Here is an 18,972-nt window from a genome sequence, read left to right as displayed (position 1 = left end):
CGGAATGGATCTGCTCGGAGAGCTGGACAAGGCTCTGGACACCTTCGAGAAGCGGCTGGTGGCGGTCGGCCCGGACCAGTGGACCGGGGCCACCCCGTGCACCGAGTGGGACACCTCGGCGCTGGTCCGGCACGTGATCGAGGGGAACGCGCACTGCGGCCAGCTGCTGCGCGGCGAGGAGGTGGACCGGACCCCGGTCACCGGGGACCTGACCGAGGCCTGGCGGGCCAGCACCCCGGTGATCAGGTCGGCGTTCCGGGAGCCGGGCGCGATGACCGCCGAGGTACGGCTGCCGAAGCGGACGGTGAGCGGCGAGCAGTTTCTGATCATGCGGATCAGCGGGCTGGTCGTACACAGCTGGGATCTGGCCCGGGCGATCGGGTTCGACGAGGCGATGGACGACGGGTTGGTCCGGGTCGCGTACGGGTTCTTCGCGCCGGCCGCCGCGCAGGGGAGCCTGCCGGCCGACCGGTTCGGGGCGCCGCTGCCGGAGGCCGTACCCGACGCTGACCTGCAGACCCGGTTGCTGCTCGCCTGCGGACGTAACCCGTGACACCACCGCCCCGGATATGTTAGGAATTCTCGTGGACGCCACTCCGGTAGGTCTCTCTTCTGCTCTCCAAAACTCGGCCCGGAGTCACCGGCGCCGATGTCCGGGTGGGACCCCGGAATGCGCGGTGCTCGATGTCTGACACGCTGACCCGGTCAGCCGGTCAGCCGGCCCGGACGCCGTCCCGTCCGGGCCGGCTGTTCGGCCTGCTCAACCGCTCGCCGGCGGTACGGGTCGTCGGTAAACGGGTGCTCCAGTCGATCCCGGTGGTCTGGGGCGCCACCTTCATCACCTTCTGCCTGATGAACCTGCTGCCGGGCAACGCCGCCGTCGCGCTGCTCGGCGACGATGCCACCCCGGAACAGGTCGCGGCGCTCTCCGCCCGGCTCAACCTGGACGAACCCTTCCTGCTCAGGTACTTCCAGTGGCTCGGCAACGCGCTGACCGGCGACCTCGGCAACTCGTTGCAGAACAACGAGGCCGTGACCACGATCCTGGGCCGGGCCCTGCCGGTCTCGCTGGAACTCGTCGTCCTGGCGTTCGCGCTGGCGCTGCTGCTCGCGGTGCCTACCGCGGTCGTCGCGGCGAAGCGGCCCGGTGGATTCGCCGACCGGATCGGGATGCAGATCAGCATGTTCGGGCTCTCGGTGCCGAACTTCGTCTTCGCCCTCGTCCTGGTCCTGGTCTTCGCGGTCAGCCTGCGGATCCTGCCGGCGGTCGGCTACGTGCCGGTCGCGCAGGGCCTCGGGCAGAACCTGCGGGCCATGATCCTGCCGGCCACCGCGATCGCGTTCGCGCTGTTCTGTGAGTACACCCGGGTACTGCGGGCCGACATCGTCGACCAGATGGCCCGGGAGGACTACATCACCACGGCCCGGGCCAAGGGCGTGGGCAGTTGGCAGGTGCTGATCCGGCACGCCCTGCGCAACTCGGTCTTCAGCCTGCTGACCATCGTCGGGCTCCAGTTCGGCGCCCTGATCGGCAGCACGGTGATCATCGAGCAGATGTTCGGCCTGCCCGGCATGGGCCAGGGCCTGCTCCAGGCGATCAACAGCCGGGACATTCCGGTCGTCCAGGCGTACGTGGTGGTGATGGCGTGCTTCGTCGTCGGCGCCAACCTCGTCACCGACCTGCTCTACGCCGTCCTCGATCCAAGGATTCGCCATGGCCGTCCAACCGCCTGACCTCGCCGCGAACGCCTCATCAGGGTCCTCCGGGAACCGGGCCGGGCTCGGCACCGGTCCGGGCGGGGCGGACCCGACCGGTGCCGGACCCACCGCCACCACCCCGCCGGGCCGGAACCGGGGCCGTGGTCGCGGCCGGCGGGAACGTACCGGCCGGGACATCTGGATTCCCGGGGCCATCCTCGGGCTGATCATGCTGGCCTGTTTCCTGTGGCCGCTGGTCTACCGGGACCTGCCCTCCCCGACGACCGGCTCGCTGCTGCACGCGAACCTGCCGCCGTTCTCGCCGGGACACCTGCTCGGCACCGATCCGCTGGGCAACGACATCGTCGCCCGGCTGCTCTACGGCGGCCGGGTGTCCCTGGAGGTGGGGCTGACCTCCAACCTGATCGGGCTGGTCCTCGGCGGCTCGCTCGGGATGTTCGCGGCGTTCAAGGGCGGGTGGCTGGAGACCCTCACCATGCGCGTGCTGGACATGCTGATCGCGTTCCCGTCCCTGGTGCTGGTGCTGGTCGTCTCGACGTACCTGACGCCGAGCAAGCTCAACGTGATCTGGGCGATCTCGTTCTTCTCCATCCCCACCTTCGCCCGGTTGGCCCGGGCCGCCACCCTCCGACTGCGCGAGCAGGTGTACGTCGTCGCCGCACGGCTGGCCGGCCAGCGGGACGGAACGATCCTGGTCCGGCACATCGCCCCGAACGTGCTGCCGCAACTGCTCACCTACAGCCTGCTCTGGGTCGCCGCCGCGATCACCATCGAGGCGTCGCTCAGCTTCCTCGGCTTCGGCGTACCGGCCTCCGAGCCGAGCTGGGGAATGATGATCTCGCGCGGTCAGGCGTACATCTCCAGCAATCCGGAGCTGGTGCTGATTCCGAGCGCCTGCCTCTTCCTCACCATCGTCTGCCTCAACACCCTGGGCGACGCCCTGCGAGCCCGGACCGGTGCACCATGACCACTGCCATCCAGCCGGGCGCCGCGACCAGCGGAGTTGACCCGGAGCCGCCACTGCTGGCCATCGAGGACCTCTCGGTGACCTTCCAGACCCGGGACCAGATCGTCTACGCGGTCCGTGGGGTCGACCTCACCGTGACCGCCGGGCAGACGCTCGCGGTGATCGGCGAGTCCGGTTCCGGCAAGACCGTCACCTCCCGGGCCGTGCTGGGCCTGCTGCCCCGGACCGCCACCGTCCGTGGTTCGATCCGGCTCGGCGACCGGCAGATGGTCGGGGTCGGCGAGAAGGAGCTGCGGCAGTGTCTCGGCCGGGAGGTCGGGATGATCTTCCAGGACCCGGCCCGGTCGCTGAACCCGACGATGCGGATCGGCAACCAGATCACCGAGGCGATCCGGGTACACCTGCCGCTGGGCCGGCGCGAGGCCCGGGAACGCGCGATCGAACTGCTCGCGATGGTCCGGCTGCCGGCACCGGCGCGGCGGTTCCACGAGTACCCGCACCAGCTCTCCGGCGGAATGCGGCAACGGGTCATGATCGCGATCGCCCTCGCCTGCCAGCCGAGACTGCTGATCGCCGACGAGGCGACCACCGCGCTGGACGTCACCACCCAGGCGCAGATCATGGACCTGCTGCTCGACCTCCAGCAGCGCTTCGACATGGGGCTGGTACTGATCAGCCACGACATGGGGCTGGCCGCCTCGTACGCCGACGAGATCGCCGTGATGTACGCCGGCAGGGTGGTCGAGCGTGCCCCGACCCGACGGATGATCTCGCACGTCCGGATGCCGTACACCCGGGCACTGCTGGACGCGACACCCCGGCTGGAACGCCCGCCGCACGCCCCGCTGCCGGTGATCTCCGGCCGGCCGCCGGACCTGACGGTGCTGCACGAGGGCTGCGCCTTCGCACCGCGCTGCTTCCGGGTGCAGGAGCACTGCCGAACGGATCGGCCCGCCCTGGACGAGCAGGAGCCGGACCACGAGTGGGCCTGCTTCTTCCCATGTGAGGACGAGAGATGACGGTCGGAAACGGGACCAGCAAGCCGATCCTGGAGGTCCGCAACCTCGTCCAGGAGTTCGTCGTACGGGCCCACGGCGGGGTACGCGGCGGCGTGGTGCACGCCGTCTCCGACGTCTCGTTCGAGGTGCGGTCGGGGGAGACCCTGGGCGTCGTCGGGGAGACCGGCTCCGGCAAGTCGACAATGGTCCGCTCGGTACTCCAGGCGCCACCGCCGAAGTCGGGCGAGGTGTGGTTCCAGGGAGTCGACCTGACCACCGCCCGGAAACGTCGGGACCTGGTCGCCGCCCGCCGACAGATGCAGGCGGTCTTCCAGGACCCGTACGGCTCACTCGATCCGAAGTGGACGGTCTCCTCGATCGTCGAGGAGCCGTTGGCGGCGTACCGGGTCGGCGACCGGCGGCAGCGTCGGGCCCGGGTCGAGGAGGTGCTCGACCTGGTCGGGCTCGACCCGGGCGTCTTCGGCACCCGCAGGCCGGCCCAGCTCTCCGGCGGCCAGTGCCAGCGGGTGGCGATCGCCCGGGCGCTGACCCTCTCGCCCGCGCTGATCGTCTGCGACGAGGCGGTCTCCTCGCTCGACGTGCTGAGCCAGGCCCAGGTGCTCAACCTCTTCGAGCGGCTCCGTACCGAACTGGGCCTGTCGTACCTCTTCATCGCGCACGACCTGGCGCTGGTGAAGCAGGTCAGCGACCGGGTCGCGGTGATGTACCTCGGCGCGCTCTGCGAGGTCGGCCCGGCCGAGGAGATGTACCGGAACCCGCTGCACCCGTACACGAGGGCGCTGCTCGACTCGATTCCGAGCCCGGATCCGGAGATGCCCCGGCCCCGGGTACCCGCTGAACTCGCCGCCGAGCCGCCGTCGCCACTCGATCCGCCGAGCGGCTGCCGGTTCCGTACCCGTTGCCCGCGGGCGGCCGAGATCTGCGCCGCCGAGGCGCCCCCGGTCCGGACCATCCGCCCGGACCACGCCGTGGCCTGCCACTTCCCGCTTCCCCCGGCGTCCCCGGCCTCCTCGGCGGACGGCTCCGACGACGCGGTCGACTAGAGAACGAGGTCCCGAAGATGGAAAAGATCACCTTCCTGTTCGACCCGCGTAGCCCGTGGTGCTACCAGACCTCCCGCTGGGCCCGCCGGCTGGAGGCGCTCGGCGCCATCGAACTCGACTGGGGGCTGCTCTCCCTGGAGGTCGTCAACCTGCACGCCGACGAGGACCCGGCGGCACTCGACGCGGAGTACGGCGCCGCGCTGCGTACCGCGATCCTGCTGCGCGACCGGTACGACCGGGCCGAGATGGGTCGGTTCTACAGCGCGCTCGGCACACTGATGTGGGAGTCGGAGCCACCGGCCGCCGGTCCCGACGGACCGGTCGCCGCGCCGACCAGCGCGGCGAGTTCCCGGGCCGCCCTGGCCGCGATCGGCCGCGACCCGGCCCTGGTCGACGCGGCGGTCGGCGACCCGGCGACCTGGACCGCCGTCCTCGACGAGCATCGCGGCTGGCAGGAGCGGGTACGCGCGTTCGGCGTCCCCACCCTGGTCTTCGGCGGCGGCGTGGGGCCGGCCGTCTTCGGCCCGGTCATCCGGGAACTGCCGGACGACGAGACCTGCCTCGAACTCTGGACCCACTTCTCCGGCCTGGTCGGCTACGACTACCTTTTCGAGGTCAAGCGCCGCAAGGAGCTGAGCCTCCGGGCCGACCTACCCGCCGCCGTCTGGCGGGCCGACCTCCGGATCCAGGCGATGCGCGCCGCCCGCGCCGCCCAAGCCCCGGGCGCCCCCCACGAAGGCGCCAGCCTCGAGTGGACAATGTCCACCCTCCGTCGGTAAGGAAGGGCCCCTTCTTATCGCTTTCTGCATAGGAAGGGGCCCCTATTAACTCCGCCGGCTGTCGGCGCTCCCGTCCCCGCACGGACGCACGGACCGGTCGTATTGACCATTGCCTCTATGCTGTCGTCATGTCACTCAGGGTCGCCCGGGTCGCCGCTGTGGGGATCGGCTTCGGCGCGCTGCTGGGCGGACTGACGGCGACCCTGTGGGCGCAACCGCTGCGAGACCGGCTCGAACCCTCCTGGCTGAGCTTCGTGGTGTATCTCCTGGCGTTCACGGTCAGTCTGGGCGTCCCGGTCGTCGTCTTCTCGCGGTTCGTCTGCCCGCTGCGGCTGCGTCCCGCCGCGTTTCAGGTCGACTCCGAGGCGCGCCGGTTCGTGGTCGGGCCCTTTCCCCGTACTGCCGGAACGCAGGCGATCCTGCTGCTCTGGGTCGGCGGCAACTTCATCGGGAGCGCCGCCCGTACCTCCGATGGTCAGCTGGGCTTCGACGACTGGCAGTCCGCGATCGTTCCGGTCGGCCTGCTCGGGGTGATCATCGCGGTCGCGGTGGCCACGGCCTTCGTCCGGCGCGCGACCGTCGTACTCGATCCGGCCGGGATCACCGTCCAGCGGATTCGGCACCGGGTCACCATCTCGTGGGACGAACTGGCGCCGGGCGGACCGCCACCGCCGACCCGGGCCGGTTCATCGCTCACGCTCTACCGTCGGGGTTGGCACCCGGAAGCGGGTCCGCCGCGTACCGACGAGTTGCCGGTCGGGATGCTGAACGTACGGCCGGCCTTTCTCGCCGGGGCGATCCGCCGGTACGCCGAACAGCCGCAGCTCCGCGCCGGCATCGGCACCCCGACGGAACTGGCCCGACTCCGTGCCGATCTTCCGCCGGAGTACGGCGGTGGGATCGCGGAGAGCGGCGCCGAGTCCCGGCAGTTCGTCTAGGGATCCACCGGCCGTCGGGCCCGACGCGGCAAGAAGCGCCCGGAGGTGGGAAGAGACCGGGCCGGAGGCGGGCAGAAGCGCTCGGACGCTGGCAGAGACCGCCGAGGGGACTGGCCGTCGACCGCGAAGACCGTCATGTGGAGCGCGGTAGGTCGTGCGCCTGCTCCAGCCGATCAGGAACCGGAGCCGGACGTGGCGGCTGGACGCATGATGAGCACCACCGGCCACCGCTGCCAGACGGCGACGTGCAGGACGATTCCGAGGGCGAGATAGTTGAGCGCGGCGAGCGCCACCCAGGCGTCAGGACTGGCCCGCCGCCAGTGGAGTTGCCCGGCATAGGCGGACAGCGCCGCGTACAGCAGGACCGCGACGATGGCGATCAGCAGCAGCGTGCAGAACCGCGCCGCGGCCGGGCCGAGCCGGCTCGCGGGCCAGCCGTCGAAGAGCATCGAGACCAGCAGCCCGCTGGCGATCACCACACCGCCGACGGCGTTCATCTGGTCCGGCCCCCAGCCGGCGACGGACCAGAGAAGCAGGAAACTTCCGGCGGTACCGGCGACGACCGCCGCGTTGCCGGCCGCCAACCGGACGCCGCGCCGCCGGATCAGGGTGAACGGCCAGCCGCGCAGGGCGACGTAGAACGCTACCTGCCACACTCCCAGGATCAGCAGGGCCGCGCTGTACAGCGCCGCCGGAACGGGCCCGCCGGGGTTGCGCAGCCGTTCGGCGTCGCGCATCGCGGCCGGTACGTCGTCCAGGTTCGCCAGCAGCAGGTACGCCGCCACGGCCAGCCCGTACGTCACCACCAGCGCCGTCGTACCGCCCCAGAACCAGCCGAGCCGGCGCATCGGCCAACCCTCGCAGACGAGGGTCAGGTGCAGGAGAAACGTGAACGCGCCCGCACCGAGCGCGAGGGTCACCGGGAAGGTCGGCGGGTGCCCGGGACCGGGGTCGGCGGCGAAGACGCCATGCAGGTCGACCTGACTGGTCACGGCCTGGCCGAGGATCGTCAGGGCCACCGCGCTCACGATCACGATCAGCGTGTCGGTCAGGCCCGACCATCCGGCGCGGAGCCGGCTGCCCGGCCAGTCCTGCCACCAGAAGGCGATGGTCGCGATCACGGACAGGGCGAAGGTGGTCAGCGGGCCGAGTACCAGCAACGACTCCTCCGCGCTACCGAAGGCGAAGCCGAGCAGGAAGAAGAACGGTACGACCACCAGCAGTCCGGCCAGCCCGAGCATCGGTTGGCGTGCCGACGCCTGGGCCGGCAGGTGTGGCCCGGGACCCGGCTCAGCTGGCATCGAGGATGTACTTTACGCAGGTCAGAAGGGCTGCGAGTCGGGTTCGCGGGTACTGGCGTCACCGGTAACGGGAGCACCCGCGTTGTCCGAGCCGCCCAGCGGCACCGCGTACACGATGAAGTCGTGGTTGTCGGTGATCTGGTCGTAGAGCCGGCGGGCGGTGTGGTTGTCCTGCCGGGTGTGCCAGTACAGCCGATCGCAGCCCTGTTGGCGGGCCCACTCCCGCACGCTGTGGATCAGTGCGCGGGCGACGCCCCTGCCGCGTGCGTCCGGGTCCGTGAACAGGTCCTGGAGGTAACAGACGTCGGGCGAGGTGGTGCTGGCGTGTACGAGGAAGTGGGTGATGCCGACCAACTGACCGTCCAGCCGGGCCCCGAGCGCGTGCACCCGGTCGTCCCGCTGGAACTCCCGCCAGGCGATCTCGTAACGGGACGCCGGCCAGGTCCGCCCGTAGAAGGCGTTGTAGCCGGCGAAGAGCCGTTCCCAGCTCGCGCGGTCGTCCTGGCCGAGGGGAGTGGTGCTGATCAACAGGGGTCTCCTAAGGCGGAAGCAGGTCGACGACGTGGGCTGGTCGGTGAGCCACCCATGGAAAGCCTGCCAGCGCCTCGGTCGTGCTGCCCCAGCGGGCGTGTACGGCGACCGCTCCCGCCGTCTCGGCACACCTCAGATCCACCTCCGCGTCGCCGTTGGTAGCGGTACTCACTCTGTACTTTCCGGATGGGTCCGTAGCCAGTCGAGGACCTCGAAGGCGTGCTGGGCCGGCGGGTACACCGGATAGAAGACGTGCTCGATCACACCCCGGCTGACGATCATCGTCAGTCGCCGGTACAGCGTCAACCCACCGGCGGGGAAGGTCGGCAGCCGCAGCGCGTCGCGTACCGCGAACTCCGGATCGGCGAGCATGGTGAACGGCAGGCGCAGCCGATCGACCACTTCCCGCTGGTAGTGGCCGGGTTGCGAGGAGAGGCCGTAGACCCGGGCCGCGCCGGCGCCGACCAGTTCCTCGTGATGATCGCGGAACCCACACGCCTCGGCCGTGCAGCCCCGGGCCCCGGGGATGGTGTCCCAGCCCTCCGGCAGGTCCACGCCGGGGCGACCGGTGAGCGGATAGACGTACAGCACGGTCCGTCCGGCGCCCAACGCCGTCAGGGCGACCGTCGAGCCGTCGCTGGCCGGCAGTGTCACGTTCGGCAGCCGTACCCCGGCCAACCGGTCCGCCGTCCCGTCGTCGGACGGGATCGGCGGGTCACACCGGACCGGTCGGCCGTCGAGCCCGTAACCGGCGGAGAAGGGCTGCACGCCTTTCGGTATCGATCGTTCGGCGGCGGCCCGCAGGTGTCCGGCCAGCGCGTCCCGGCGCTGCGTCAACCGGACGATCCGCACGGACAGTTCGTCGATCGCGTGCCGGTACGCCGCCAGCGACGCCGGGCACTCGTCACCCGAGCCGTGCCCGCTGGCCAGACACTCGACGAACGGCCGGGTCTCCTCGACCGACAGCCCCAGGCTGGTCAGCTCCCGGATCTCGCGCACCTGGCGGACCGCCACCGGGTCGTAGTCCCGGTAGCCGTTCGGCAGCCGGACCGGAACCACCAGGCCGACCTTCTCGTAGTACCGCAACGCCCGGACCGTCACCTCGGCCACCCGGGCCAACTCTCCTGCTCGCACCCCTCGACGCTAAACCCGGCCCCCGGGGTCCAGGTCAAGTGCCGAGCCGCGAATGGACCAGGATCCGCTCCGGCGACGGCCGGACCAGCGGCCGCTACGTCCGCTGATCCGGCTGCGCGGAGCCGGCGGCCCGGTGCCAACTCCGGTGCAGCGCCCAGGCGGTGACGATGGTGGCCAGCGTGCCGCCGGCCCCGGCGACCAGCAGGGTGGTCGGGGCCGAGGTGGCGTCGAGCAGTAGGGCGCCACCCAGGTAGGACAGCGCGGCGGCCACCCCGACCGCGCCGTACAGGTTGCCGAAGACCCGGCCGAGCATCCGTTCGGGTACGGCCCGTTGCAGCAGCGTGTTGGTGGCGACGTCCATGGCCGCGATGCCGAGTCCGCGTACCGCCTGCAACAGGAGGGCCGCGCCGACCGCCCAGGCCAGTCCGGTGAGCAGGTTCCCGACACTGCTGACCGCGAACCCGGCGATCAGCAGTCCGGCCATGTGCGCGCGTACTCCGTACCGGGCCAGCAGCAGGTAGCCGGCGAACAGCCCGATCCCGACCGCGCCGAGCAGCAGCCCGACCGCCGAGTTTCCGGCCCGGAAGGTGTCGGTGGCCAGGAGCACCAGGGCGACGTCGTCGACACCGTTGAACGCCACGACGGCGCAGAAACCCAGCAGGATCGTCCGGACGATCGGGGTCGACCAGAGGTAGCCCAGGCCCGCCCGCGCGTCCCGGAGCAGCGACCCGCGCGCCGCGCCGTCGGCCGGGGCCGCCGGCAGACCGGGCAGCGAGCTGAGCAGGACCGCCGAGAGCAGGAACGAGACGGCGTCGACCAACAGCACCCCGCGTACGCCGACCAGCGGGAACAGCGCCGCCGCGAGCAGCGGTCCGATCGCCTCCCCGCCGTTGGTGCCGAACCCGATGCCGGCGTTGGCCGACTCCAGGTCCCGGTCGCGGACCAGCGCCGGCACCGCGGCCCGGGAGGCCGGCTGGAACACCTGCCCGGCGATCGCCCGGACCGCCACCAGCGCCAGCAGCACCGGCAGCGGTGGCAGGAGTACGGCGATCAGCAGCAGCACCCCACCCTGGACCAGTTCGGCGCCGATCATCACGCGTCGCAGGTCGAACCGATCGCTGAGCGCACCGGTGAGCGGGCCGAGCAGTGCCGGCGCGAAGTCGCCGACGAGCAGCAGCAACGCGATCGCGAACGCCTGGCCGGTGCTCTCCGCCACGTGCAGCATCAGCGCGACCAGGCTCAGCGAGTCACCGGCGTACGAGATGACCCGGGCCGACCAGAGCGTCCGGAAGGCTCGGTTACGCCGTAACAGCCCCAGTCCGCCCAGGCCGGGCGGGTCGGTACCGGAGTCGATGGCCGTACCCGCCACGTCAGCCCCGCTTCCCACGCTCGTACCCGAAGGTGCGCGCACGGTAACCGGGCCGGTGACACCGGATCAACGCATTTCCGTCGGACCGGCCGGGGCGGTGCCGGTCGGAGTTCGTACCCGATCAGCCGAACAACGCGGCGGCCTCCGCGACCGTGGCGCCGGACCGGACCGCACCCCGGATCTTCGGCAGCGTCTCCGGCATGCCGAAGGCCAGCGCCGCACTGACTCTGTCTGCGGCGTGCCGGACGGCGACGAACCGCTCGCCGTCCGGTGACCGGTGTACGACGGTGGTCTCGTCGTCGGCCGCCGCCAGCCCGACGAGCTGCACCTTGAGCCCGTAGTGGTCGGTCCAGACGTACGGCACTCCGGCGGCGCTCCGGCGGGCGCCCGGCGGCTGGAGCAGGTTGTAGGCGACCACCCCGGCCTGCTCGACGGCGCTGGTCCAGTGCTCGACCCGGCGCGGCTCGACACTTCCCGGGACCGGCCACCGGGCCACGTCGCCGACCGCCCAGATCGCCGGATTCGTCGTGCTGACCCCGGTGGCGGCACACCGGATCCCGTCGGCCAGGTCCAGCGAGCTGCCGCGCAGCCAGCCGGTGTTCGGCAGTACGCCGATCCCGACCACCACCAGGTCGGCGTCGAGCAGCGTGCCGTCGTCGAGTTCGACGGACTCGACCCGGTCCCGCCCGCGTACGGCGACCACGCCGCGTCCGGCATGGAACCGCACCCCGTGCCGGCGGTGCAGGTCGAGCAGGGCGGCGCCGGCGACCGTACCGAGCTGGGCGGCGAGCGGGACGGGCTGCGGTTCGACCACGTCGACCGACAGGTCACGCCGGGCGGCGGCCGAGGCGAGTTCGGTGCCGATGAAACCGGCGCCGATCACCACCACCCGAGGCGTACCGGCGAACGCGTCCCGGATCGCGAGCGCGTCGTCGAGCCGGCGCAGGTCGTACACCCCGGTTGCCGGGGTCGGGAACGGCCAGGGGCGGGGCGCCGCTCCGGTGGCCACTACCAGCGCGTCGAAGTCGATCCGGGCGCCGGAGCCGAGCAGTACCGCCCGACCCTGCTCGTCGAGGGCGTCTGCCGGGTCGCCGAGCCGGACCTCGATGCCCTGTTCGGCGAGCTGTTCCGGGCTGGCCAGTCGGGTCCGGTCCGCCGGCCACTCGCCGAGCAGTACCTGCTTCGACAGCGGCGGACGGTCGTACGGCAGCCAGGGCTCGGCGCCGACCAGGGTGACCGTTCCGGTGAACCCGGCCCGGCGCAGCCCCAGCGCGGTCCGGACCCCGGCCAGTGACGCGCCGACCACGACCACCCGGCCGGGAGCGCCGTCGGCCTCGCCGGGGCTCACGCCGGGCCGACTCCGCTCGCCGGGGCTCACGCCGGGCCGACTCCGCTCGCCGGGGCTCACGCCGGGCCGACCTCGATGGCCTGGGTCGGGCAGAGGAACTGGGCGTCTGCCAGGTCGTCGGCGAGGTCGTCGCCGGCCTCGGTCAGGTGGTCGAGGTCGCCCGCGTCGGTGAACCGGAACACCGCCGGAAGCCGTTCGACGCACTGGCCGTGCAGCTCGCAGTGGTCCCGGTCGACGTGTACCCGCAGGGCCATCAGGCCGCCGCCGATGGCGTGAACACCAGCTTGGCCGGCAGCGAGGTCGGGCCGTGGTTGATGAAGCTGGCCAGGTACGGCACCTCGTCCGCCGGGGTGAGCAGGGTGATCTCGGCGAGCCGGTCGAGCAGTGTCTCGATCACCACGATGCCCTCCAGCCGGGCCAGCGAGGAGCCGATGCAGGCGTGCGGCCCCTTGCCGAAGGCCAGGTGTGCGGCGGCGTTGCTCCGGTCGAGCTTGAGGTGCGGGCACTGTTCCCAGGCGGCGGGGTCACGGTTGGCCGCCTGGTAGAGCACCAGCAGCCGGGAGCCGGCCGGGATCTCGGTGCCGCCGACCACCGAGTCTTCGAGGGCGAGCCGGTAGAAGCCCTGGATCGGCGATTCGAGCCGCAGCGACTCCTCGATGAACCGGGGGATCAGTGCCGGTTCGGCCCGCAGCCGGTCGGCGAGGCCGGGCGTCTCGGCCAGCAGTTTGATGCTGCTGGCCAGGTGGTGCGTGGTGGTGATGTTGCCGGCGATCAGCAGTTCGATGGTGAAGCTGATCGCCTCGCGTCGGGTGAGTTCACCGGCCCGGTCCGCCGCCACGATGGTCGACAGGACGTCGTCGCCGGCTTCGCCGCTGTGCCGGCTGATCAGCGCGTCCATGTAACCGGTGAACTCGCGCTGCACCCGTGCCCGCTTCTCCGGGTCGCCGCCGTGCCCGCCCAGCGAGTTGGTGATCTCCTCGGACCAGCTCCGGAACTGGTCCACGTCGTCGGCGGGTACGCCGAGCAGCGCGCTGATCACCCGTACCGGCAGGGGTGCGGCGATCCGTTCGACCAGGTCGACGTCACCGGCGTCGCGCAGCGCCTCGACGTGCTGTACGGCGATCCGCCGGACGACCGGTTCCCAGCTGCGTACCTGGGACGGGGTGAAGGCGCGGTTGACGATGGAGCGTCGGGTGGCGTGCACCGGGTCGTCGGAGAGCAGCAGCAGCGGGCGTAGCCGGTTGGGGTCGTCGGTGGGCGATGGTGGCGGATTTCCGACAGTAATCGTTGAGGAGAACCGCTTGGCGTCCCGCAGTACGCGCCCGACATCCTCGTGGCTCGCCACCACGTACGCGTTCACTTCCGGGGCGAAATGCACGCCTTTCGCCCGTAGTTCGTCGTAGACGGGGCCCGGGTCGCGCAGCGCGTCCGGGGCGAGTCCTACCAGGTCGGCCAGTGACATGGAACAATCTCCCATCGACCAACGGCACGCTGCTCGACATGCGCGCCGTAGTAGTGGAGCACCCCCCGGTGTTGGCGGTCGACGAGTCGACGCCGGGTCGTGGGTAGCGCGGGTGGCCGGTGCTCTCGGCCAGAAACTTACGACGCGGATCTGCACAGTGGCAATACCCTGGCTATCATTCCGCTATGAAGAATGAGCCGGCCGTTCCGCCGTATCACATCGCTTCGGTCGACCACGCCCTGCGGCTACTGCTGCTACTCAAGACCAAGCCGAGCATCCGGGTCGCGGAGGCGGCGGACGAGCTGAACGTCGCCCGGTCGACCGCGCACCGCCTGCTGGCGATGCTCGTCTACCGCGGTTTCGCGGCGCAGAACGCGACCACCCGGGCCTACCACCCCGGGCCGGTGCTGATCGAGGTCGGCATGGGCGCGTTGTCCAAACTGGACGTACGGCGCAAGGCCCGGCCGTACCTGGAGCGGCTGGTGGCCACGACGGGCGAGACGGCGAGCCTGCAGATCCTGGAGGGCAACCACGTCCGGTTCGTCGACTCGGTCGAGTCGACGAACGCGGTCCGGGTGGCCTCCCGGGCCGGGGTGAGCCTGCCGGCGCACGCCTCCTCCGGCGGCAAGGTGCTGCTGGCCGGGATGTCGCTGGAGGCGGTGCAGCGGCTCTACCCGACCGAGCGGCTGGAGCAGGTGACCGACGCGACCAACACCGACCGGGCCACGCTGTTCGAGGAGTTGGCGGAGGCCCGCGCCCAGGGCTACTCGGTCAACCACGGCGAGAGCGAACCTGGGCTGGTGGCGGTGGGCGTACCGTTGCCGGACCGCACCGGTACGCCGGTCGCCTCGCTCACCATCGCCGGCCCGACCGCCCGGATGGGCCCGGAAGGGGTGAACCGGGCGGTGGAGGCGCTCCGCGAGGCGGCGAGAGAACTCGGCGAGAGCCTCTACCGCTGAGCGGCAGGTCAGGGCGCCCGTCGTCCTGATTCCGTACATCAGAATAACTGTGCCTCCTATTCCCTAGGGCGATGCACGGGGCTAGCGTGTGAGCACTGCGTGGTCGCACTCGTGGTCGACGTCGCCGTGGCCGGGCCCGCACCCGGCCACGGCGCCAGCGGCCCGCGCCGCGACCGCCAGCTCCGCCGCGGTCACCACCAGTCCCGGGAGAGGCACCATGTTCATCGACGTCCACGGTCACGTCAGCGCTCCGAGCGAGCTGTACGCCTACAAGGCCGGCCTGTTGGCCCATCGCGGCGCGCACGGCCGGGGCGGCGCGGGAATCAGCGACGACCGGCTCCGGGCGGCCCTGCACGAGCCGAACCCGAGCTTCGGCGGCGAGTCCCACCTGGCCCACCTGGCCGCCGCCGGCATCGACCTCCAGCTCATCTCGCCCCGGCCCTACCAGGCGATGCACAGTGAGTCGCCGGCCTTCCTGGTCGACTGGTTCACCGCCGAGACCAACGACGTCATCCACCGGGTCTGCCAGCTGGAACCGGGACAGTTCCGGGGCGTCGCCGGACTGCCGCAGAGCATGGAGACCGACCCGGCGACGTGGACCCGCGAACTGCGTCGCTGCGTCCAGGAACTGGGCTTCGTCGGCGCGATGCTCAACCCCGACCCGTACGAGGGCACCCGCCAGCCGCCCGGCCTCGGCGACCGGTTCTGGTACCCGGTCTGGGAGGCGCTCTGCGAACTCGACGTACCGGTGCTGATCCACTCCGCCGGCTGCCGCGCCCCGGCCCGGGAGAGCTACTCGCTGCACTTCATCCAGGAGGAGACGCTCGCCGTCATCGGCCTGCTCCAGTCCGCCGTCTTCACCGACTTCCCCGACCTCAAGATCGTGGTGTCGCACGGCGGCGGGGCCGTTCCGTACCAGCGCGGCCGGTTCGCCCCGGGCGCGCTGCGCAAGGGCCAGCGCTTCGAGGACAACCTGCGCAAACTCTGGTACGACACCTGCCTCTACACCCGCGACTCCATCGAACTGCTGCTGGGGGCGGTCGGGGTGGACCGCTGCCTGTTCGGCACCGAGAAGCCCGGCACCGGCTCGATGCGGGACCCGGAGACCGGTCGCTGGATCGACGACATCCACCTGCTGATCAACGACATCGAGTGGCTCGACGACAAGCAACGTACGGCTCTGTTCGAGACCAACGCCCGCGAACTGTTCCGGCTCTAGCCGGCGGCGGGACGCAGGGAAGGAGCACCCGATGGCAGAGATCGTGGTGGGCATCGGCACCTCGCACGGGCCACTGCTCAACACCCCGCCGAAGCAGTGGGGCCAGCGGGCCGCCGCCGACCGGCGCAACCCGGCGCTGGCCTACCGGGGCGAGGACTACACCTTCGACCAGCTCTCCGAGCTGCGCGACGACTTCACCGCCGAGAACGAACCGGAGGTACGACGGCAGCGGCATCAGCGGTGCCGGGAGGCGATCGACGCCCTCGGCGACGTGGTGCGGGACGCCCGACCCGACGTACTGGTGGTGGTGAGCAGCGACCACAAGGAGACCTTCACCGACGAGTTGTTGCCGCAGTTCGCCTTCTACTACGGCGCCACGATGCGGCACGAGCCGTTCAAGCCGGCGGACCTGGCCGCGATGCCGCCCGGACTGGCGATCGCCGAGGTGGCCAACGTGCCCACCGAGAGCACCATCCGGCAGTGCCATCCCGAGCTGGCCGTACACCTGATCCGGGCCACCAGCGAGCAGGGCTTCGACCCCAGCGCGTCGAAGGAACTCCCCGCCGGGAAGTACGGCGACCACGGCATCCCGCACGGCTGGGGCTTCGTCTACCAGAACATCCTCGGCGGCTCCGGCGACATCCCGTTCGTGCCGCTGTTCGTCAACACTTTCTGGGAGCCGAACCCGCCGAGCGCGGCCCGCTGCTGGGACTTCGGCCTGGCGCTCGGCCGGGCCATCGCCTCCTTCCCGGGCGACCTCCGGGTCGGGCTGGCCGCCTCCGGCGGGCTGAGCCACTTCGTCATCGACGAGGAACTGGACCGGTCCTTCCTCGACGCACTGCTCTCCGACGACGGCGACCACCTGCGCGGACTGTCTCCGGCGCTGCTCCGCTCCGGCACCTCCGAGCTACGGAACTGGATCGTGGTCGCGGGCGCCCTGCGGGGCAGCGGGCTGACTCCCCGGCTCGTCGACTACCAGCCCTGCTACCGCTCGGCGGCCGGCACCGGCAACGCGATGGGCTTCGTCGCCTGGGAGTCCGACACCTCGGCCGGGCGGCCGGCATGACCGCCGCCGAAAGCCGGCTTACGAACGCCGCAGCCACGGATGTTGCGGGTACGGATACCGCGGTCACAGATACCGCGGGTACGGACGCACTGCGGGCCCGGATCGCCGTACTCGACAGTTGTGCGCTCTCCGATGCGCTGGACACCCTCGGGCTGACCGGCGCCACCACGGGCATCCGGGCACTGTGGCCGGTGACCGAACCGGTGGTCGGCACGGTCCGTACCGTCCGGGCCGGCCCCCGGCGCGACGGCCAGCCGGCCGCGCACATCGCCGCGTCGGCGGTCGAGGACTCCGGCCCCGGCCAGGTGCTGGTGATCGCCAACGACGGCCGGCTCGACGTCTCGTGCTGGGGCGGCATCCTCGCGCTCGCCGCGACCCGACGCGGCATCGGCGGCGTCGTCATCGACGGCGCCTGCCGGGACATCGCGGAGAGCGAGTCACTGGGCTTTCCGGTCTTCGGCCGGGCCGTCGTCCCGGTCAGTGCCCGGGGCCGGATAGTGCAGCTCGGAATGGACGAGCGGATCGAGGTCGCCGGCAACCCGGTCGACAGCGGCGACTGGATCGTCGCCGACCGCAACGGCGTGGTCTTCGTACCGGCCGCCGAGGCGGAACGGGTCGTCGCGCTGGCCGAGCGGATCGTACGCCGCGAGGAGGACATGGCCGAGGCGGTACGGGCCGGCCAGCCCGTCGGCCAGGTCATGCACGACAGCCGGTTCCCCTCGGTGGAGGAGGCAGAATGAGCGAGCCCGGCATCGGCCATCCGCTGGCCGCGTACTCGACCGCCACGGTGTCGGACGCGCTGGACCGGCTCGGCCGCCCCGGCAGCCTGCTCGGGATAACCCCACTGGCCGACGGGGCCCGGCTCTGCGGGCGGGCGTTCACCGTGCGGTACGTGACCGCGGGCAACCCGGCCGGCAGCGTCGGCGACTACCTCGACGACGTACCCGCCGGGGACGTGGTGGTACTGGACAACGGCGGGCGTACCGACTGCACGGTCTGGGGCGACATCCTGACCGCGATGGCGCACGACCGCGCGGTGGCCGGCACCGTCATCGACGGGGTCTGCCGGGACGTCGCCCGGGCCCTCGGGGTCGGCTACCCGATCTACTCCCGGGGACGCTTCATGCGTACCGGCAAGGACCGGGTCGAGGTCTCCGACGTCGGTCGACCGGTGACCGTCGGCGGGGTACAGGTCGCCGCCGGGCAACTGCTGCTCGGCGACGCGGACGGCGTGGTCGCGGTGCCGGTGGATCTGGAGGACGAGGTACTCGCCCTGGCCGGACGGATCCACGCCAGCGAGGAGGCGATCGTGGCCGAGATACTGGCCGGCGCCACCCTGGCCGAGGCGCGCCGCCGGCACGGGTACCACCGGTTGCAGCGCCGGGAGGAGACCTGATGTCCGCGAACTCCCCGAGGCCGCCGGCGACGGCGCTGGACTCGACGGGTTCGACGGACTCGGTGGACTCAACAGACCCGACAGTGGCGGCGGAACTGCTCGCCCTGGGCAGTGCCACCGTCTACGAGGCGGCCCGGGAGGAGTGCTTCCTGCCGTACACCCTGCGGCCGGCCTGGGTCGGTGCCCGGGTGGCCGGTCCGGCGCTGCCGGTACGCACCGCGCCGGCCGACAACCTGCCGCTGCACCTCGCGGTCGCCGCCGCCCGGCCGGGCCAGGTCCTGGTGGTGGCCGGGCAGGGCGAGCCGTGCGGCTACTGGGGCGAGGTGCTCACGGTGGCCGCCCAGCAGCGCGGCATCGCGGGCCTGGTGATCGACGGCGGGGTACGCGACACCGCCGGCCTCGCCGCCCTGGACTTCCCGACCTTCAGCAGCTCGATCGCGCTCCGTACCACGGTGAAGAACGATCCCGGCACCGTCGGCGAACCGATCGTCCTGGGTGGAGTGACCGTGCACGACGGCGACCTGGTGGTGGCCGACGAGGACGGCGTGGTCGTCCTTCCGGCCGGCCGGGTCGACGCGGTCCTGACCGCCGCCCGCCAACGCCAGCAGGCCGAACGCCGCTACCTGGAGCGGATCCGCCAGGGCGAACTCACCCTGGACATCTACGGCTTCCGCTAAGCCTTGGGTGTAAGGAAGGGCCCCTTCTTATCGCTTTTTGTAGAA

Annotated in this window: 20 protein-coding genes; 13 read left to right on the top strand and 7 right to left on the bottom strand. The window is 71.5% G+C overall.

Annotation, left to right across the window (positions count from 1 at the left end; all coding sequences use genetic code 11):
- Positions 1-4 precede the first annotated feature (4 nt).
- The 7 genes from H4W31_RS00640 to H4W31_RS00610 all read left to right on the top strand — a co-directional run bounded on the left by H4W31_RS00640 (position 5) and on the right by H4W31_RS00610 (position 6,465).
- On the top strand, positions 5-553 hold the full coding sequence (locus H4W31_RS00640; protein WP_192764846.1) for a TIGR03086 family metal-binding protein: 549 nt from the start codon (positions 5-7) through the stop codon (positions 551-553).
- Between the two features lie 131 nt (positions 554-684).
- Complete coding sequence (locus H4W31_RS00635) at positions 685-1,734, top strand: ABC transporter permease (RefSeq protein WP_192764845.1); 1,050 nt, start codon at positions 685-687, stop codon at positions 1,732-1,734.
- The gene (locus H4W31_RS00630) at positions 1,715-2,686 is read left to right on the top strand and encodes an ABC transporter permease (RefSeq protein ID WP_192764844.1); all 972 of its coding nucleotides are present in this window, start codon (positions 1,715-1,717) and stop codon (positions 2,684-2,686) included. The genes H4W31_RS00635 and H4W31_RS00630 overlap by 20 nt, the downstream gene beginning before the upstream one ends.
- On the top strand, positions 2,683-3,705 hold the full coding sequence (locus H4W31_RS00625) for an ABC transporter ATP-binding protein (protein ID WP_192764843.1): 1,023 nt from the start codon (positions 2,683-2,685) through the stop codon (positions 3,703-3,705). The genes H4W31_RS00630 and H4W31_RS00625 overlap by 4 nt, the downstream gene beginning before the upstream one ends.
- Positions 3,702-4,748 (top strand): ABC transporter ATP-binding protein, encoded by a 1,047-nt coding sequence (locus tag H4W31_RS00620; protein WP_192764842.1) that lies wholly within the window; start codon positions 3,702-3,704, stop codon positions 4,746-4,748. Before H4W31_RS00625 ends, H4W31_RS00620 begins: the two co-directional genes overlap by 4 nt.
- 17 nt (positions 4,749-4,765) lie before the next feature.
- Positions 4,766-5,527 carry a mycothiol-dependent nitroreductase Rv2466c family protein gene (locus tag H4W31_RS00615; protein WP_192764841.1) on the top strand — a complete coding sequence of 254 codons (762 nt, stop codon included), beginning with the start codon at positions 4,766-4,768 and terminating at the stop codon, positions 5,525-5,527.
- Positions 5,528-5,655: 128 nt separating this feature from the next.
- Positions 5,656-6,465: a hypothetical protein gene (locus H4W31_RS00610; protein ID WP_192764840.1), complete on the top strand. Its 810-nt coding sequence runs from the start codon at positions 5,656-5,658 to the stop codon at positions 6,463-6,465.
- 173 nt (positions 6,466-6,638) lie between these two features.
- On the opposite strand, the gene H4W31_RS00605 is transcribed toward H4W31_RS00610, so the two are convergent.
- The 7 genes from H4W31_RS00605 to H4W31_RS00575 form a co-directional block, all read right to left on the bottom strand.
- A complete protein-coding gene (locus H4W31_RS00605) occupies positions 6,639-7,766 on the bottom strand; it encodes a hypothetical protein (protein ID WP_192764839.1) in 1,128 nt (375 codons plus the stop codon).
- Positions 7,767-7,787: 21 nt separating this feature from the next.
- Positions 7,788-8,294 (bottom strand): GNAT family N-acetyltransferase, encoded by a 507-nt coding sequence (locus H4W31_RS00600; RefSeq protein WP_192764838.1) that lies wholly within the window; start codon positions 8,292-8,294, stop codon positions 7,788-7,790.
- Between the two features lie 171 nt (positions 8,295-8,465).
- On the bottom strand, positions 8,466-9,431 hold the full coding sequence (locus H4W31_RS00595; RefSeq protein ID WP_192764837.1) for a MerR family transcriptional regulator: 966 nt from the start codon (positions 9,429-9,431) through the stop codon (positions 8,466-8,468).
- Between the two features lie 94 nt (positions 9,432-9,525).
- A complete protein-coding gene (locus H4W31_RS00590; protein ID WP_318782957.1) occupies positions 9,526-10,818 on the bottom strand; it encodes an MFS transporter in 1,293 nt (430 codons plus the stop codon).
- A gap of 103 nt (positions 10,819-10,921) precedes the next feature.
- Positions 10,922-12,148: an NAD(P)/FAD-dependent oxidoreductase gene (locus tag H4W31_RS00585; protein ID WP_192764836.1), complete on the bottom strand. Its 1,227-nt coding sequence runs from the start codon at positions 12,146-12,148 to the stop codon at positions 10,922-10,924.
- 56 nt (positions 12,149-12,204) lie between these two features.
- Positions 12,205-12,402 (bottom strand): ferredoxin, encoded by a 198-nt coding sequence (locus H4W31_RS00580; protein ID WP_192764835.1) that lies wholly within the window; start codon positions 12,400-12,402, stop codon positions 12,205-12,207.
- Complete coding sequence (locus H4W31_RS00575) at positions 12,402-13,610, bottom strand: cytochrome P450 (protein WP_192764834.1); 1,209 nt, start codon at positions 13,608-13,610, stop codon at positions 12,402-12,404. Before H4W31_RS00575 ends, H4W31_RS00580 begins: the two co-directional genes overlap by 1 nt.
- 185 nt (positions 13,611-13,795) lie before the next feature.
- Here H4W31_RS00575 and H4W31_RS00570 point away from each other — a divergent pair, with 185 nt between their 5' ends.
- The 6 genes from H4W31_RS00570 to H4W31_RS00545 all read left to right on the top strand — a co-directional run bounded on the left by H4W31_RS00570 (position 13,796) and on the right by H4W31_RS00545 (position 18,927).
- Positions 13,796-14,569 (top strand): IclR family transcriptional regulator, encoded by a 774-nt coding sequence (locus tag H4W31_RS00570; protein ID WP_192764833.1) that lies wholly within the window; start codon positions 13,796-13,798, stop codon positions 14,567-14,569.
- Between the two features lie 217 nt (positions 14,570-14,786).
- Positions 14,787-15,788 carry an amidohydrolase family protein gene (locus H4W31_RS00565; RefSeq protein WP_192764832.1) on the top strand — a complete coding sequence of 334 codons (1,002 nt, stop codon included), beginning with the start codon at positions 14,787-14,789 and terminating at the stop codon, positions 15,786-15,788.
- Between the two features lie 31 nt (positions 15,789-15,819).
- Positions 15,820-16,854: a DODA-type extradiol aromatic ring-opening family dioxygenase gene (locus tag H4W31_RS00560; RefSeq protein ID WP_192764831.1), complete on the top strand. Its 1,035-nt coding sequence runs from the start codon at positions 15,820-15,822 to the stop codon at positions 16,852-16,854.
- A complete protein-coding gene (locus H4W31_RS00555; RefSeq protein ID WP_192764830.1) occupies positions 16,851-17,594 on the top strand; it encodes an RraA family protein in 744 nt (247 codons plus the stop codon). The genes H4W31_RS00560 and H4W31_RS00555 overlap by 4 nt, the downstream gene beginning before the upstream one ends.
- Positions 17,591-18,250 (top strand): RraA family protein, encoded by a 660-nt coding sequence (locus H4W31_RS00550; RefSeq protein ID WP_192764829.1) that lies wholly within the window; start codon positions 17,591-17,593, stop codon positions 18,248-18,250. The genes H4W31_RS00555 and H4W31_RS00550 overlap by 4 nt, the downstream gene beginning before the upstream one ends.
- A complete protein-coding gene (locus H4W31_RS00545) occupies positions 18,250-18,927 on the top strand; it encodes a 4-carboxy-4-hydroxy-2-oxoadipate aldolase/oxaloacetate decarboxylase (protein ID WP_192764828.1) in 678 nt (225 codons plus the stop codon). Before H4W31_RS00550 ends, H4W31_RS00545 begins: the two co-directional genes overlap by 1 nt.
- The last annotated feature ends 45 nt before the right edge of the window (positions 18,928-18,972 follow it).

Origin of the sequence: Plantactinospora soyae (assembly GCF_014874095.1) — a bacterium.
GTDB lineage: Bacteria > Actinomycetota > Actinomycetes > Mycobacteriales > Micromonosporaceae > Plantactinospora > Plantactinospora soyae.
Note: the sequence above shows the minus strand (reverse complement) of the source record. Positions and strands in the feature narration are given on the sequence as shown.

Excerpts from the sequence above, each read along its gene's own strand:
- H4W31_RS00545 (WP_192764828.1), top strand. The coding sequence starts at position 18,250 with ATGTCCGCGAACTCCCCGAGGCCGCCGGCGACGGCGCTGGACTCGACG.
- H4W31_RS00570 (WP_192764833.1), top strand. The coding sequence starts at position 13,796 with ATGAAGAATGAGCCGGCCGTTCCGCCGTATCACATCGCTTCGGTCGAC.
- H4W31_RS00550 (WP_192764829.1), top strand. The coding sequence starts at position 17,591 with ATGAGCGAGCCCGGCATCGGCCATCCGCTGGCCGCGTACTCGACCGCC.
- H4W31_RS00580 (WP_192764835.1), bottom strand. The coding sequence starts at position 12,402 with ATGGCCCTGCGGGTACACGTCGACCGGGACCACTGCGAGCTGCACGGC.
- H4W31_RS00555 (WP_192764830.1), top strand. The coding sequence starts at position 16,851 with ATGACCGCCGCCGAAAGCCGGCTTACGAACGCCGCAGCCACGGATGTT.
- H4W31_RS00630 (WP_192764844.1), top strand. The coding sequence starts at position 1,715 with ATGGCCGTCCAACCGCCTGACCTCGCCGCGAACGCCTCATCAGGGTCC.
- H4W31_RS00640 (WP_192764846.1), top strand. The coding sequence starts at position 5 with ATGGATCTGCTCGGAGAGCTGGACAAGGCTCTGGACACCTTCGAGAAG.
- H4W31_RS00565 (WP_192764832.1), top strand. The coding sequence starts at position 14,787 with ATGTTCATCGACGTCCACGGTCACGTCAGCGCTCCGAGCGAGCTGTAC.
- H4W31_RS00620 (WP_192764842.1), top strand. The coding sequence starts at position 3,702 with ATGACGGTCGGAAACGGGACCAGCAAGCCGATCCTGGAGGTCCGCAAC.
- H4W31_RS00635 (WP_192764845.1), top strand. The coding sequence starts at position 685 with ATGTCTGACACGCTGACCCGGTCAGCCGGTCAGCCGGCCCGGACGCCG.
- H4W31_RS00625 (WP_192764843.1), top strand. The coding sequence starts at position 2,683 with ATGACCACTGCCATCCAGCCGGGCGCCGCGACCAGCGGAGTTGACCCG.
- H4W31_RS00575 (WP_192764834.1), bottom strand. The coding sequence starts at position 13,610 with ATGTCACTGGCCGACCTGGTAGGACTCGCCCCGGACGCGCTGCGCGAC.
- H4W31_RS00605 (WP_192764839.1), bottom strand. The coding sequence starts at position 7,766 with ATGCCAGCTGAGCCGGGTCCCGGGCCACACCTGCCGGCCCAGGCGTCG.
- H4W31_RS00560 (WP_192764831.1), top strand. The coding sequence starts at position 15,820 with ATGGCAGAGATCGTGGTGGGCATCGGCACCTCGCACGGGCCACTGCTC.
- H4W31_RS00615 (WP_192764841.1), top strand. The coding sequence starts at position 4,766 with ATGGAAAAGATCACCTTCCTGTTCGACCCGCGTAGCCCGTGGTGCTAC.
- H4W31_RS00610 (WP_192764840.1), top strand. The coding sequence starts at position 5,656 with ATGTCACTCAGGGTCGCCCGGGTCGCCGCTGTGGGGATCGGCTTCGGC.